This window comes from Ornithinibacillus sp. FSL M8-0202, from assembly GCF_037975285.1.
Lineage (GTDB): Bacteria > Bacillota > Bacilli > Bacillales > Amphibacillaceae > Ornithinibacillus > Ornithinibacillus massiliensis.
The window spans coordinates 2052005-2067429 of sequence record NZ_CP150248.1; the positions used below are offsets into that span (position 1 = coordinate 2052005).

At 36.3% G+C, this 15425-nt stretch carries 18 protein-coding genes; 10 read left to right on the top strand and 8 right to left on the bottom strand.

From position 1 onward, the window contains the following. Nucleotides 1–357: 357 nt before the first annotated feature. The 3 genes from MKY78_RS10695 to MKY78_RS10705 all read right to left on the bottom strand — a co-directional run bounded on the left by MKY78_RS10695 (nucleotide 358) and on the right by MKY78_RS10705 (nucleotide 2457). Nucleotides 358–1134, bottom strand: coding sequence for an AraC family transcriptional regulator (locus MKY78_RS10695; RefSeq protein WP_339212445.1), 777 nt, complete (start codon nucleotides 1132–1134; stop codon nucleotides 358–360). A 24-nt stretch (nucleotides 1135–1158) separates the two neighbouring features. After that, nucleotides 1159–1734, bottom strand: a complete 576-nt coding sequence (locus MKY78_RS10700; RefSeq protein ID WP_339212448.1) for a LysE family transporter — start codon at nucleotides 1732–1734, stop codon at nucleotides 1159–1161. A 243-nt stretch (nucleotides 1735–1977) separates the two neighbouring features. Next, nucleotides 1978–2457 (bottom strand): GyrI-like domain-containing protein, encoded by a 480-nt coding sequence (locus tag MKY78_RS10705; protein WP_339212451.1) that lies wholly within the window; start codon nucleotides 2455–2457, stop codon nucleotides 1978–1980. Between the two features lie 112 nt (nucleotides 2458–2569). Here MKY78_RS10705 and MKY78_RS10710 point away from each other — a divergent pair, with 112 nt between their 5' ends. Further along, nucleotides 2570–3529 carry an HTH domain-containing protein gene (locus MKY78_RS10710; RefSeq protein WP_339212454.1) on the top strand — a complete coding sequence of 320 codons (960 nt, stop codon included), beginning with the start codon at nucleotides 2570–2572 and terminating at the stop codon, nucleotides 3527–3529. Between the two features lie 120 nt (nucleotides 3530–3649). Here the strand turns inward: MKY78_RS10710 and MKY78_RS10715 are convergent, their stop codons facing one another. The 4 genes from MKY78_RS10715 to MKY78_RS10730 all read right to left on the bottom strand — a co-directional run bounded on the left by MKY78_RS10715 (nucleotide 3650) and on the right by MKY78_RS10730 (nucleotide 5727). Further along, nucleotides 3650–3991, bottom strand: a complete 342-nt coding sequence (locus tag MKY78_RS10715; RefSeq protein WP_339212456.1) for a TIGR04104 family putative zinc finger protein — start codon at nucleotides 3989–3991, stop codon at nucleotides 3650–3652. Between the two features lie 443 nt (nucleotides 3992–4434). Then, nucleotides 4435–4716, bottom strand: coding sequence for a hypothetical protein (locus MKY78_RS10720; protein ID WP_339212458.1), 282 nt, complete (start codon nucleotides 4714–4716; stop codon nucleotides 4435–4437). Between the two features lie 136 nt (nucleotides 4717–4852). Then, nucleotides 4853–5242, bottom strand: coding sequence for a hypothetical protein (locus MKY78_RS10725; RefSeq protein WP_339212460.1), 390 nt, complete (start codon nucleotides 5240–5242; stop codon nucleotides 4853–4855). 14 nt (nucleotides 5243–5256) lie between these two features. Further along, the gene (locus MKY78_RS10730; RefSeq protein ID WP_339212462.1) at nucleotides 5257–5727 is read right to left on the bottom strand and encodes a hypothetical protein; all 471 of its coding nucleotides are present in this window, start codon (nucleotides 5725–5727) and stop codon (nucleotides 5257–5259) included. Nucleotides 5728–5910: 183 nt separating this feature from the next. Between MKY78_RS10730 and MKY78_RS10735 the strand changes: the two genes are divergently transcribed. The 3 genes from MKY78_RS10735 to MKY78_RS10745 are packed head-to-tail and all read left to right on the top strand — an operon-like array spanning nucleotide 5911 to nucleotide 7036. After that, nucleotides 5911–6387, top strand: a complete 477-nt coding sequence (locus MKY78_RS10735) for a DUF2975 domain-containing protein (RefSeq protein WP_339212463.1) — start codon at nucleotides 5911–5913, stop codon at nucleotides 6385–6387. Nucleotides 6388–6397: 10 nt separating this feature from the next. Beyond that, nucleotides 6398–6604 (top strand): helix-turn-helix transcriptional regulator, encoded by a 207-nt coding sequence (locus MKY78_RS10740; RefSeq protein ID WP_186867990.1) that lies wholly within the window; start codon nucleotides 6398–6400, stop codon nucleotides 6602–6604. A 36-nt stretch (nucleotides 6605–6640) separates the two neighbouring features. Further along, nucleotides 6641–7036, top strand: coding sequence for a hypothetical protein (locus MKY78_RS10745; RefSeq protein ID WP_339212466.1), 396 nt, complete (start codon nucleotides 6641–6643; stop codon nucleotides 7034–7036). 113 nt (nucleotides 7037–7149) lie between these two features. Here MKY78_RS10745 and mgtE read toward each other — a convergent pair whose 3' ends face one another. Further along, complete coding sequence (gene mgtE / locus MKY78_RS10750; RefSeq protein ID WP_339212467.1) at nucleotides 7150–8505, bottom strand: magnesium transporter; 1356 nt, start codon at nucleotides 8503–8505, stop codon at nucleotides 7150–7152. Between the two features lie 437 nt (nucleotides 8506–8942). On the opposite strand from mgtE, the gene MKY78_RS10755 reads away from it, so the two are divergent. From MKY78_RS10755 to MKY78_RS10780, 6 genes are all read left to right on the top strand, one after another. Then, a complete protein-coding gene (locus tag MKY78_RS10755) occupies nucleotides 8943–9626 on the top strand; it encodes a response regulator transcription factor (RefSeq protein ID WP_339212468.1) in 684 nt (227 codons plus the stop codon). After that, nucleotides 9623–11464 carry a HAMP domain-containing sensor histidine kinase gene (locus MKY78_RS10760; protein WP_339212470.1) on the top strand — a complete coding sequence of 614 codons (1842 nt, stop codon included), beginning with the start codon at nucleotides 9623–9625 and terminating at the stop codon, nucleotides 11462–11464. The genes MKY78_RS10755 and MKY78_RS10760 overlap by 4 nt, the downstream gene beginning before the upstream one ends. A gap of 180 nt (nucleotides 11465–11644) precedes the next feature. Further along, nucleotides 11645–12520, top strand: coding sequence for a polysaccharide deacetylase family protein (locus MKY78_RS10765; RefSeq protein WP_339212471.1), 876 nt, complete (start codon nucleotides 11645–11647; stop codon nucleotides 12518–12520). Nucleotides 12521–12563: 43 nt separating this feature from the next. Continuing rightward, nucleotides 12564–13589: an LCP family protein gene (locus MKY78_RS10770; protein WP_339212473.1), complete on the top strand. Its 1026-nt coding sequence runs from the start codon at nucleotides 12564–12566 to the stop codon at nucleotides 13587–13589. Nucleotides 13590–13764: 175 nt separating this feature from the next. Next, nucleotides 13765–14478, top strand: a complete 714-nt coding sequence (locus MKY78_RS10775) for an N-acetylmuramoyl-L-alanine amidase (RefSeq protein WP_339212475.1) — start codon at nucleotides 13765–13767, stop codon at nucleotides 14476–14478. A gap of 191 nt (nucleotides 14479–14669) precedes the next feature. After that, the gene (locus tag MKY78_RS10780; RefSeq protein WP_339212476.1) at nucleotides 14670–15374 is read left to right on the top strand and encodes an AraC family transcriptional regulator; all 705 of its coding nucleotides are present in this window, start codon (nucleotides 14670–14672) and stop codon (nucleotides 15372–15374) included. Nucleotides 15375–15425: the final 51 nt, after the last annotated feature.

Genomic DNA, 15425 nt, shown 5'->3' on the forward strand with positions numbered 1-15425 from the left:
TCCAAAGTCTATTGATAATGCTACTAGCAAAAAAGTAATGGTATCTTTTTTAATTGGAGGCTACTAATGAAGTATTCAAAAGGTTGATTCCCATTAGTGTTAAAACAATTGGGGCTTATGATTAATACTAGCAGGAATGATAAACATCATAATTCCTATAGAAGTAATGATATGAACAAATTTATGAACTTTTTAAACGTGATTTTACTTCTTTTTTATTTTAAACATTCCCCAGAATAAGAGAAACTTAAACCATCCCCCAACTTATTACAATCCATTATTAGACCGCACATCCAAATTTAAAAATTATTCTGTATTTTCACCTTGCAACATATCACCCCTCTTTACACACTAGCCTCAATTCAAATGTAACATATATTCATATGCTGTTAATCCGTATACTTTTTTAAAATGCTTGTTTAAATGAGTTAAATCAACAAAATCACATTCCGTAACGGCTTGGTAAATATCTTTATGTTTATCGATCAATTGCTTTGCCCGTTCAATTTTACAGTTGAGAAAGTATTGATACGGCGTGATACCAGTATGAGACTTGAACAATCGAATAAACTGAAATTTGGATAGATGAAGCTCGGTACTAATCTCTTCCAGTTTAAGAACATTTCCTAAATCCGAACGAAGCATATCCTTCGCTTTATTAATTAGAGCATTATCCTTCGTAATAGCCGTTGAGAGATTGGTTTGAGTAAGTGTATCGGTGAGAGATATGAATAGTTCACTACATAACGCCTCCTCTTGTTCCTTTAATATCGCATTTGCTAGACTTAATACTCGTTGTTCCAGTGTATAATCATACACTACCGGGGTCTCGAAACTTATCCTATCTTTTTTCCCCGAAGCTTCTAAAAGTAATTGTGGATCAATATATAGGATGACATAATCAAGACCTGTCTCATCATGTGCCATTCCGTCATGTGCCTGTTCTGGATTAAAAAGCATTACGCCATTAGGATAGGATAATGTTAAATTGCCATCTAAGTTATAATGTTGAATACCACGTAGGGTTACACCAATTGCATACTCCATATGGCAATGCTTTTTATACTTGAAATCAGTGATACTTGCTGATAACGCGGTAATACCGGCAGCTTTTTTATAGATAAATTTATCCATTTTATTCACCTCGTTAAACATTACCTATACCCATATCATAATGGTCGCATAAACTAAACCTAGTGCCATAATTACATTAACAACTCTTGTATACTTATGTAAAAACCTTTTGAGAATGGTACCAAAAAGAACCCATGAAAGTAATGCGATAAAGCCAATGATAGTTATAGCGATCACACTTAACGTAACAGTAGGTGTATCGGTTTTGTAGGATAAAACAAAGCTAGGAATAACGGTCATGGTAAATACGATTACTTTCGGATTTAAAAACTGCATAAAGAAGCCCGTAGTAAACGTGCCAGTTTTGTTGTTAGTGGATTGTGATGTATCCATTTTATAGATTTGGTAAGAGAGATATAACATATAAATCGTACCGATAATCTGCATACCTATTATAATTTTAGGTACAACGGTTATCAGCACCGTATTCAACATTGCAGATATAGCTAGTAATAAACCGAAAGCAATGATCGATCCAAATGTATAATTCATAGCTTTTTTGGGCCCATAATTATGTACGGTAGATAAAATGACGATATTCGTTGGCCCTGGAGTAATAGTCACAATAAAGCAGTATAGAATAAAAGATGTCATATCCATGATGAAAACCCCTTTCAGTGTTTTCACCTAAATATACATCGAAAAATTGCATTGGATATAGTATATTATTGCAGGATTATAAGTCCCCATCCAGTCTTATTTTATTGCTAAGGCCCTTCATAACAAAAATCATCCTTTATTACTAGCTAAGTTTCCTTCAGTCAATCTGTTAGTGAAAAAATAGGGCACTTATCTTCCTAAAAGGAAAGCACCCATATGTTAACCCTGATATTCTATTTTCACTTATTTCCTAACGACAGGAATCCACATTTCACCAAACACAAAACCGTTTTGCTGTCCCATCTCTACAGTAGCATTTGGCCCACCAACATAAGCGACATCCTTTAATTCAGGTAGAACCTGACCAAAGGCAAGGCCAGTAAGTGTTTGACTTAACTCATCAGCAGTTTTCGCCTCTGCTTTAACAACGACATATTCTCCCTTTGGAAACTCAATCACTCTAGTTGCTTCAGGTAGGGTTTCATCCGTCATAACACCAGCATAATGCATCATCTTATTATTCACCGCCTCGTTTACGGCGAAAATGTAGTCGTTAGTCGCGACGGATTTTAATGTATCCAGTATGCCATTCTCTTTGACCTCCTGCCAGAAGTCAGACTTCTCCTTTGTTATCCCAGCATAGTCTGTGTAATCATTCTTTAGCTCCGTACCAAACCCTAGAACTGTGAAGCCTTCCTTTTCCTCTAACGTATAATTTGCCATAATCAAATCTTCCTCTCTTAATAAATTGATCAAATGATTTTTATTTTCACTTGATGGGTTTATAATAACTTTAAATCATGTCAAAAAGTGATACTGTTTATGGAGGTATCTTATGAAAAAAGTTGAACGGATTAATACGATTATGCGGTATATTAACAACCGTGCCCACTTTACTATTTCCGAAATCATGGAGGAATTTAATATTTCTCGTTCGACAGCGGTTAGAGATATTAGAGAAATTGAAGCCATGGGAATGCCTCTTATTGCTGAAGTTGGCAGAGATGGTGGCTATTTTGTTATGCAAAATTCGGTACTTCCGGATGTTCGCTTTACCGATAATGAGGTGAAAGCGCTTTTCATCGCGTTTATGGCCACAAGGAATCTACAGCTTCCGTATTTAAAGAGTCGCCTGTCCTTAGCTGAAAAGTTACTTGGCCTACTATCGGAAGACCAGCAGGATGACCTTGTTCTATTAAATCAAATCTTGCTTTTTGAAGGTACTAACCCTAATAATCCTGACCTACTAGACCTGTCAGACCTCCCCCATCCCATGTTAGAAAAGCTTATCCAAGTCCTTCTGATGGATCGCTATTTCGTGATTACTATCAACGAAGTGGAAGGTAGCAATACCTATCCAATTTACCTTATGCATCTTTACCGTGAAAAAAGTCGCTGGATGATGGAGTGCTTCGATATAAAGGAACGAAAGAAGCTCATGGTTCCTGTCGATCATCTTGTCAATATTGAACCTTACTCAGCGAAGAAAAGATTAAGTAAAAAGAGTATAGAGAAACTATCTAAGCAACAAGAAGTAGAGAATCTTATACTTGAATTAGGTCCAAAAGCGATAGCCCAGTTTAAAAAGTATCATCCTATAAAAGCTTCTCTATCCTATACGAACCCCTTCCAAACGACAGCCGTTCTAAAGACTTATATTCAAGTTAGTGACGAAGAGGAATTAATGGACATGATAAATTGGCTGCTTTTTCTAGGTGAAGATATAAAAATAAGAGAAATACCGAAAGAAGTCTTAGCTGGATTACGAGGGAGATTATCCTTATATTACCCTTAAGTGATGCCACTAATAACTAGTGCATCTGGAAAGTTAGTGTTTATTAACGAATGAACGTTAACAAATAAGGCGCTTCTCTTCTAAAAGAAAAGCCCCCCATTTGTTGAAAATCCGTTCCCGTTATTTTAATAGCTTATAATTGGAATGATATTTGGAATGAAACCTATATAAGAATGGAGTTATCGTAAAGGCAATAGCACTGATTACTAGAGAAACTATAAAAGAGATGAAAGTAGATAAAGTACTGGAAGTATCAAAATATGTAAGTACCAAATAACCACCAAAAAATGCAATAAAAAATAAAAACCCTATGCTGATGATTTTGGATTCCGTGCTTGTCATATGCTCTGTACCACATTTTCTACAATTCATCGTATTATTTTTGTTAAACGACGACTTCCATACAAATTTATATATTTCCATCCATTTGAATTTCGTATGACACTTCTCACACTTTTGCAAATGATTCCCCTCCTTTATATTCCTCTCCTGTTGGTAAATTGTGTGGTTGATCGTAATCCAACAAATTAATTCTCTTTTACCGAAACATAATAAGTTATCCCCAAAACAATTGGTATCAAAAGTACAAATGGTTTTAGGTTCTCAGGTAGGTAGAATAATAAAAATAGCCCGACTATAAATATAGGAATCATTATAAAATAATATTTCTTTTTACTCATTTTATCTCCTCCGTTAAACATAACTGCCTAGTTAGTTCAACAAGAAACCTTCCTTAAAAGTTTGCAAATCATCTTTTTTATTTTACTTGGAGAAACTGCAATTTCTAGTTAGCTTCTTGTATTTTGTGAAACCTCATAAAAAGGGCACCGTTCATGTTATTAACCTTCTGTATGGTTTGGATACTGACCTTGATAAGATATATTTTATACCACACGGAGTGAATATTAATTTAATGTTGCTGGTTTATCATATTCTTCTGCAACCGGATCTTCCGTTATTTCTCCATCAATTGAACGGTAAAAATATATTTTATTAGGTTCATTTCTGAAAATAACTTTAACTGAAATCCCATAATCTCCACCCTTAGAACCAGCTCCTTGTATTTCTTTAATATCACTTGGTTCGACTTGTTTTTCTTTTTTTAAGTACTCTTTTGTTTTTTGAGTAATGTGATCTAGCTGCTGATCGTATACGTGTTTAGCATATAAAAAAAATGCCTCCTGCAATAAGTACAATTGCTATTAAAGCACTAATAAAAATTTTCTTTTTCAAGAGATCTCATCCTTAAATATATAGTTTAAAAAGGATTTTTAAACTATATATAGAATAATACAAAAATAAGAAAAATCCAAAAATATAAATCTAAAACCCCTCAAATCCTAACCCCAAAAAGAACTCCCTAACATCCTCCGGTAACGCCTCTACCGCAAGAATTTTTAACCGTTCCGTCCCAGGAGATGTCATAATCACATAGGACGTTTCACCGAACTCCATAAGTGTGAACTGTCCTACTCTATTTGCTGTATTGGCTTGAATATAGGTGAAGTCCTCTTCTGTAAAGTTATTCTCATAGCCATTTAATATAAGGCTTTGTACATCCTCAAAGCTATCCGCAAAATGTAACTTTTGATACATTTCAAGTGAGTTCTTTGGTGTGAAAAATAATACATAGAATACAGAACCCCCAACGATGATGAAGAAAAAAACGAAGAACCATATCCAAACAGCTGGTGTTTTTCTTTTAATTAACATGAAAATATCCCTCATTATTTGTTAGTAGAAATCGTGATAAATGGCTCTTGTTCACTCAGTACATCAATCATAAACTCCGATGTTATATACAAATGATGTTCAACAGAGGGATGGATATCAAATAAAATAGGATTAATCCCATCATACCAGGATAAATAAGACGAATTCTTTACTTTATAAAAAGTTGGCTCGTAAGTTAGTTTACTTAATCCCTGTGTTACTCTCTCTTTCCCTACTCTTGAAATAAGCTTTTCAATATCTGCTCTGGCTATTTCATCAAGTATGCGAAACGTAATGACTGAATTAAGATTAGATTTATTTTTCCCGTAAGTGAAGGTATACTCTTTTGAACCATTGAATTCCTCAAATACGAGTATAAAATCTCCTTCGTAATGCATGTTTACTAAGTTCATTGGATTATCAAATCTACTAAAAGGATTATTCGTAAGAGGCTCCCAAACCACAAGTTGCCCTTTTTCCAACATATAACCTATCCCCTTTGTTTTTTGATCTTATTAAGATATTCGACTATTACTTCCAAATTCCTCTAATCTCATCGTGGGAATCGTAAAATCAACAAAAAAACATCAATTATTAATAAAGTTTTATTGTAAAACGATAAACAAGATGGTAAAGTAACATTGATAATAGATAAGTGAGGTGCTTTTATGGAACGAGGGAAAACGATTTTTCTAAGGATAGCTGTTTATCTTATGGGGATTCTAGTACTTGCTTTGGCTATATTTTATTTGCCAAGGTTGGCAAACGATACGGCAGAAATGTATCCTGAGTTTGCTTATCTGAAGTTTCCTGTACTATTTGGCTTGTACATAACCGTGATACCATTTATATTTGCGATTTATCAGGCATTGAAGCTTTTAACTTATATTGATCATAACCATGCCTTTTCGGAAATGTCTGTCACGTCCTTAAAATATATACAATACTGTGCCATTATGATCAGCATCATATATGTAATAGGGATGATCTATTTCTTAACCCAACATGCTTTACACCCAGGAATTGCAATTATCGGATTTACCATTATGTTTAGTTCTCTTGTTATTGCAGTCTTCGCGATGGTTCTTCAGAAACTGTTGAGAAATGCGTTAGATATAAAAGCAGAAAATGATTTAACGGTCTGAGGTGAAAACAGTGGCAATTATAATCAATCTTGATGTGATGCTAGCAAAAAGAAAAATGAGTGTAACAGAGTTATCCGAAAAAGTGGGAATTACAATGGCTAACATATCTATTTTAAAAAATGGTAAGGCCAAGGCGATTCGATTATCAACCTTAGAATCGATTTGCAAGGTATTGGATTGTCAGCCGGGGGATATTCTGGAGTATCGACCTGATTAGGCAATGAAGGTCAGAATGAGATAGGAGAATAGGTACTTGTTTTGTTTAAAAGGAAAGGGAGTGGACGTCATGGGGATTTCTCTTCTATTTTTAGTGGTTATAAGCATCATTTTCATTTCAACCATTACTATTCCGATAATTATCGCTGCGAGAAAGAACGAGAACAGAATACCGCCTCGAAAGATTTCTTATGTCATAGTAGCGCTATTGCTGCTTCATTGGGTATTTTTCTTAACTAGTGGTTATGCTCTACTACCAACGAATATTGCAGATGCCATATTCATGCCTGTGTGGCTAGTTTTATGCGGGGCAGGTGCCATTACAGCTATTTATGAATTTAAAGGCAATAAAGTTTTTGCTATTCCGGTAGCGGGTTTAACCACCATTAGTTTGCTATTTAGCTTCTTCAGCTACGGACTCTCCAAAATGTAGAACAACAACAATGATAAAATAAGACACCGACTCCACCAATCTAAAAACCCTAATCCACTCACTAGACTTTAGTAAATGGATTAGGGTTGCTTTAAAAACCTATATTCTTCTGGTCACATTAGCTGCGTAATAAACATCGTCGCAATCCCAAAGTAAATCAGTAAGGATAAAATATCATTGATCGTTGTAATCAGCGGTCCTGATGCGACGGCTGGGTCGACCTTAAATTTATATAGAATTAATGGGATAATCGTTCCTGCTAAAGTTCCAATAATTAACGTGATTAATAACGAGCTTCCCACGACCAAGCCTAGTGTTAGACTACCTTGCCACAAATAGGCAATAATCGTAATCATGATGGCACAGATAATCCCAATCATGATACCTACCCACAACTCACGGGCGATTAGCTTGATAACTTGTCTAAAATTCAAGTCTTTTGATGCAAGCCCTCTTACGACTACTGCAAGTGATTGGGTTCCTGTATTACCGGTCATCCCTGCAATCATTGGCATAAAGAATGCGAGTGCAACTGACTTTTCTAGCGTTGCAGAAAAGCCATCAATGATACTACCTGAAATAAGCCCTATAAAGAGTAGTAAAATTAACCAAGGTAATCGCCGAGAAGCAGCGATGAGAGGCTTCGTATTGAAGTCAATCGCTTTACCAGAGGCAGATAATTTTTCAATATCTTCGTTCGCTTCTTGAATGACGACATCAATAATATCATCGACCGTAATAACCCCTACTAATTTATTCTCCTCTTCTACAACTGGAATGGAGACAAAGTCGTATCGTGAAATTAACTTAGCAACTTCCTCCTGGTCTGTTAGTGCATCGACCTTCACGACTCTACTATACATAATGTCCTCAATCTTATCTTGCAAATCAGCCAGCAATAAATCTTTATACGATACAACTCCGATAAGATGCTTATCCTCATCAATGACATAGAGATAGTTAAGGTATTCAGCCAGCTCTGCAAAATGCTTTAGCTTATCGACTGCCTCACGAACAGTATAGTTCCTTGGTATCCATACATAGCGGTTATTCATAATCCTACCAGCAGTCTCAGGAGGATAATTCATTAAGTTTTGGACGATTTGGTATTCTTCCTGCTTCATTTCTGATAACAGTTCTTCCATTTTTTCCGGCTCTACATTTGCTAGTAGATCCGCCAAATCATCATTTTCCATTAAATCCAGAACTTTCGTTGATGTTTCAATTCCTACTTTGTGTAGCACATCTAACTGATCTTCATTCTCTAACTCCTGGATAAAGTCTGTAAGTTGTTCAATGGACAAGTAGAGAATAAACTTATTTCGATATTTAGGAGCTAATTGAAGATATTGCTGCGCTAAATCATACGGCTGCAATTCATCAATAATTTCTTGGAATGTCTCTTTCTTTCCATCTTTTAAGGCTTGGATAATAGCCAATGTGATTTCGTTCTCTATATTTAGCGTCATCCATGTCCCCTCCTTTATGTAGGATGGCAATTGAATTAATTGTCCCTTACTTCATTATTCCCATAAACTAGCCCGGTGAAAAGTAGTATAAAAAGAAATGTGACCAATTCCTTGGAATAAGCAATGCTATAATGATGGAACCTAATAAAAATAACTCCTTATGTACGCATTAATTAGGATATAGACTAAATAGGGAAAATGCAAACCCCTTTAAAATACGTTTAGCGTAATAAAGGAAAAAAATACTAATTAACTAGACAGCGTGAAAACCCCTATGAATAAAGGGTTTGAAGCGCTCTGTTGAGCTGTTATTTGTGAAGTTTCTACCAATCAACTTTATTTTCTTTATCTAATCTTTACATGAAATTGATATAATTTTAATGTTTAAGTAGAATTTAGTGATTGGGGTTTATTAAGGTTAAACAAGGATGGGTTCTATGAAAGAAACAATATTAATTGTGGAAGATGAAGATATACTAAGAGAGATTAATAAGGACTATTTTGTCGATGCGGGTTATAAGGTGTTAGAGGCAAAAAATGGGAAGGAAGCATTAACTTTATTTGAAAGTTTAGCAGTTGATTTAGTCATTCTTGATGTGATGATGCCGGAACTGGATGGATGGTCCGTATGTAAGAAAATACGTGAGAAGTCCACCGTACCCATCATTATGCTAACAGCAAGGTCAGATGAAGAGGACACCCTATTAGGATTCGAACTAGGAGCAGACGATTATGTTACAAAGCCATTTAGTCCACGAGTTCTGCTAGCAAGGGCAAAGCGCTTACTCACCTCGCAAGGTGGACATAGCGTAACCGAAAATAATGAAGTCCTGAAGAGTAAGCATCTCGAAGTAGACCTCCGTTCCCATTCTGTAAAGGTCGATGATGAGTACATTACGTTAACCCATACTGAATTTGAAATATTAACCTACCTAATGAAAAATAAAAACATCGTCGTATCCAGAGAACAATTAATTATTAAAATTTGGGGATACGATTTTGCTGGGGATGATCGAACGATTAATACGCATATCCGTAACTTACGACATAAATTAGGGAAATGCGCCAATCAGATCAAAACCATTGTACGTGCAGGATATAAATTTGAGGAATTAGAATGAGAAATCGCATTGTAGTGAAATTATTCTTGCTCACATCAGGACTGTGTATATTAATATTGGCCAGTATTTTTATAGGTCAAACGATCCTATTTGAAGATTATTATGCGAACAATAAAATGAACCAGTTATCACAAGCCGTTGATTCATTCATCGTAGATTACCAAAAGCTAGATGAAGATGAAATCAGGCGGCAAGAGCTAGAGCAACAATTCTATCAAGAAAACAATGCATGGATTGCTGTATTAGACAAACATGGTTATATTAACGGAACGAAGGATTATTCCGTGCAATTAAATCAAGGGTTTGTGTTAGAAGACGATATGGTTACCTATACCGATCAACAGGTTGCCATCCCCATTTTCTACCTAGAGGATACGTATAATGAAAATGACCAGCTCGACTTTTTTGAAGGAAAAGAAAATCGTCTAATTGAAATTCACGGGATAGAAAAGGATAATGAGATTTATCCATATGAACTTATTTTAAGTACGGAAGAAGTTGTGTATGAACCGGAAAATCCTTTTTATCTACTAAATGGTGGAATTGAAAATGTAAGTTTTTGGAAAAATAATGCACTTGCTGCAGAAGCAGAAAAACATAAGGATTCCAAGAAAATCGTAAACCAAGTAATATATGGAAGTATTGATGACATACACATACCGAGCAATAATAGTCTTTTATATGCTTCAACCCTATCCAATCGACTATTTTTGGAACGAATTAAGCAATTTCAAATTGATTTGATTTTTAACCGTACACAGGTCCCTTTATCTGATGAGCTAGAATATGAGGAAAATGGAATAAATTATCGCGTGTTAATCAACGAGCAACAAGATACTAATGGCGAGACCATCTATTTCTTTACGATGGCTTCCCTACAGCCAATTGATGAAGCAGTAGAGATGATGAAGGATTACTACATTTATATTATTCTGGGCGTCCTCGTATTAATTTTGTTAGTGGCATTTTATTATTCGAAAAAAATAGCTAGCCCATTATTAAAAATTAATAATACAGCAAAGCGGATAGCTAATTTAGATTTTAAAGAAAGAGTACCTGTGAAGTCTAAGGATGAAATCGGTGAATTGGCTAAGAATATCAATTCCCTTTCCGATACGTTACATTCCTATATACGAGCATTACAACAGGATATCGAGAAGGAAAGGCAATTAGAACTAACACGTAAAAGCTTTATCGCCGGCGTGTCGCACGAGTTAAAAACACCTTTAAGTATTATGAAAAGCTGTATCGACATCCTACAAGATGGTGTAGCGAAGGATAAAAGGGAATATTATTTCGCAGCGATGAGTCAGGAAGTTAACCGCATGGATCGCTTAATCGTTGATATGCTGGAGCTGGCTAAGTTTGAATCAGGGACATACAAAATGAAAATGGAAGTCTTTCGTTTTGACGAACTAATCCATAATGTTTATCAGCAATTGCTAATTAAGGCGCGTGACAAGGATGTACATGTAAACGTGAACGTAGAGCCTATTGAGGTAGTTGCGAATGAACATTGGATCGAACAGGTAGTAATGAATTTCGTAACTAATGCGATTCGTCATACCCCTGAATCAGGGCATATCACGATCACTACGAGTGAAGAGGATAGTAAAGTAAAAATAACTATAGAAAATGAAGGTAGCTCCATTGATCCAGATCAATTGGAAAAGGTATGGGATCGCTTCTACCAGGGTGATAAGAATCAACGCTCGAAGGAAGGGACAGGATTAGGACTTGCTATTTCCAAAAACATCTTACTATTACATGATGTCGAGTATGGGGTTTATAATACCGACACAGGGGTATGTTTCTACTTTTATTTAAATAAATCATAATGTTTTAGACAGTCGTCTAACCGCCCTTTCTAGTTAGGGTTAGACGACTTGTTCCTTGGAAACTTATTCTAGTAATCTTTAAGTTAACTTCACGCTATCTTTTTTTTATCTTTATTTCACTATACTACTCTAGCATTATGCACCAACAGTAAAGGGTAAAGTGAAAGGAAGATCATCTTTATGTTAAAAAGTTACCGACCACTAATTATTTGTGTTGTACTAATTATCGTAGCTTTCGCGATTGTAACGAAATTTAGTTCGACCGCTGTTAGCTCAGAAACTAGTGAGAATAATAGCGAGCAATCGTTACCCATAGATTCAGAGAATGAAAAGGAACAAGATAAAGAGGAAGATACAGTAGCACCGGAAGCAGAAACGAATGAGAACGAAGAAGTGGTGGAAGAACTAGAAAAATCGATAGCAGATGAGACGGGGAAAGTCGTATACTTAACATTTGACGATGGCCCGAGCTCTGTTTCAGATGAAATTTTAGATACGCTTGATCAATTCAATGCGAAAGCAACATTCTTTATGCTAGAGCCTGCGATGAAGCAATATCCAGGGGCGGTAAAACGTACGGTTAAGGACGGCCATGCTGTCGGATTACATGGAGTGACCCATAATAAAGATATATTTTATAAATCCGAACAGGCTGCTTTAGGGGAAATGAAAACAGCCCAGGACACATTAGAGAGTATTTCGGGTGTCCATTCCTCCTTAATCCGTACACCGTATGGAAGCATCCCATATTTAACCGATTCATTTAGGGAAGTGTTTGATCAGAATGGATTCAAATTGTGGGATTGGAATGTCGATAGCAGTGATTGGAGTTTATCCAAGAATGAATACGTAAAGAATGTTATATCACAGGTAGAAAAATTAGAAGATGATGGGATACCCCCTGTTATATTAATGCATGATCGTGGCGAAACTGCCCATCATTTATCTACTCTGCTACAGTACTTGCAAGAGCAAGGTTTCCAGACGAAGGTAATTGATGAGCATATACAAGCATATCATTTCAACTGTTATAATCGCTGTTATCGTCTTCCCTAGTAATAGGATAGGTATGGACTAGTTCTACGTTACTAGCGTATTCATGCAAGATAATACGAAAGTGAGGGAGATTACATTGGAGAACCGAAAGCAAATTAGAAAGAGAAAACGGAGAAAATTAACTTGGAAGTTTTTATTATTAATTGTCGCCGCAGTCGTAGCATATAGTATTTATTTCTTTGTAAATGTTTATGCGGCTACAAAAGAGGCTCATGAGGAGATTGACCGTCCAGATAACAAGTCGGCACTTAGAGAGGAAGAGGTTGACTTTGGTGGCGACCCGATATCGATATTATTAATGGGAGTGGATGATGGGGCAAGTGGCCAAAATGGTCGTGCTGACTCGCTAATTGTTGCTACATTAAATCCGAATACCAAGCAAGTATCCCTAACAACCGTTCCACGTGATACAAAAATGGATTTTACGGCAGATGAAGTAGACCCTGCTTATGTTGGTTACCATAAAATTAACGCAGCATACTCCTATGGTTCTATGTTTGGCTATGGTGCCAATAAACTAACTGTCGAAAAGGTAGAACAATTGTTAGATATTCCAATCGACGAATATGTTGCGGTTAATTTTGAAGGATTTAGTGAGGTAGTAGATGCACTCGGTGGCGTTACGATTGATGTCAAAGAACCGTTCTCACAAAAAAGTCACATTAAAGGTGGCGAGACCTTCTACTTTGAAAAAGGTGAGCAAAAGATGAATGGTGAGGAAGCACTGGCCTTTGTTCGTATGAGAAAACAGGCAACGAATAACATCTACTCACGTGAAGAAAGACAACGCCAATTTATCAAGGCGACCTTGAAGCAAGCCATTTCTACGAACACTTTGTTTAAAGTCGGAGAACTGGCAAATATTATCGGATCAAATGTGAAGACTAGCCTAAGTCCTAGTGAAGTATTCCAATTACAGAAGCTATATTCATCTATTGATGCTTCAGAAATCAAAACGTATGAAATAGAAGGTCAGGATGAAAAAATTGAAGGTATCTATTATTTCATCCCGTCAGAAGAAGGATTAGCTACTATTTCTAATCAATTAAAACAGGAATTGGAATTATAATGTGTAAAGTAGTCTATACTGAGATATTGGTATAGGCTACTTTTTACTATCTTTATGTCACCTTTACATCAAGGTGTTACACTATAGATGAAAAGGTGAGATACACTTTAAGGTGGATAAACAATCATTGCAATAAACATACAGCTACTAGATGTGAAACAAGGAGAATTAGCGCATGAAGAAATGGATTAGATTAATGGTTTTTGGTCTGTTAGTCGTTCTACTAATCGTTACTTGGAAGGAAAATGTACAGCTAAGTAAGGCATTAAGCCAGGCTAAAAAGGAAGCGCGACTGAGTAACCAAGACGTGGTCGTATCAAATCAACAGGAAGATAGCTCTTCAGGCCCGGTTTATAAGGTCGTAGTGGATCCAGGGCATGGTGGTGATGACCCGGGGGCAATCGGTGCTAGTGGTTCTTTTGAAAAAGACTTCACCTTAAGCTTGTCAAAGAAGCTAGCAGCATTACTGGAACAAGAATCAGCATTGGAAGTATACATGACTAGAGAAGAAGATGTCTTCATTTCAACGGAAACAAGAGAGAGACCGAACTTTGCGAATGACCTATCTGCAGATTTATATGTTTCGATACATGCCAATACGTTTGATAACCCGTCTGTATCGGGTACGGAAACGTATTATTACCATGACGATGCAGAAGTATTAGCCAATACGATTCATAAGCATTTGTTAAGTGCAACAGGCTATACCGATAGAGGGGTTAGAAAGGAAAATTATTTTGTCCTAACCGATACGACGATGCCTGCGGTCTTATTAGAAGTAGGCTATTTGACGAATCCAGAGCAAGAGCGAGAGATGATATCGGAGGAATTCCAACAAACGGCCGCAGAAGCTATTCGTGATGGTATAAAAGAATACTTGGATCTGTAAATGGACTTGCAATATGTAATCTCTTATCAGTATGTAACTTGAAAAGCCAGTTATTCTGTCATGAAGGAAGGGAAAAGCACGGTTACACTAGCGCCATACATCATCTACTAAAAAAACGGAATTCTCCCTTTATGGTACACCTTATAAGATTTTATACTATATTATAATAAGCTAAGGTTATGGGGGAGTACATGATGCAACGTCTCAATCAAGTCATATGCGAGAGAAGAACGTATTCGAAGGAATTCCATTCACATCAACATGATTTTGGCCAATTTCTTTTCCCTTTACAGGGTACCTTAGACATACAAACAAAATGGCAAGCGGTAAACCTTACATCCGATTATTGCTTTTACCTTCCTCCAAATTGTCACCATCATTACCGATCGGTCGATAGGAATGAATTTCTAATATTAGATATCCCAATTCACTATTTGCCGGGAGATACGGACAGCATGTACATACCGTTAGATAAACAATGGAGTTCTATTCGTTATTTGCTATTGGAAGAGGCAAGGAATGAGGATAACTTATCTTCCTTAGTAGATTTGACTAGATATGTAACGAATAAGCTGCAAATCTCCCATTCACCATCCATTGATTATATTCATAAACATTATAAGGAGCCTATTAAGCTAGAAGCATTAGCAGCTATTGAACACTATCATCCGGTCTATTATTCAGCTTGGTTTAAGAAAAAGACTGGGAAAAGTCCGAAAGCATATATTTCCGAGCTTCGCCTGAAGGAGGCAAAGCATCTCCTGCTTGGAACGGATTGGTCGATGTCGAGGATTAGTGAGGAATTAGGCTATGAGAATTCGTCCTCATTTACGAGATGGTTTGTAGGCTGTGAGGGAATCGCTCCACAACAATATAGAAAGCTTCAAATTGGATAAAAAGGATAGTAAACTTGGTAAAGAAAATTCTTAAGAATTTTTCTATGATAA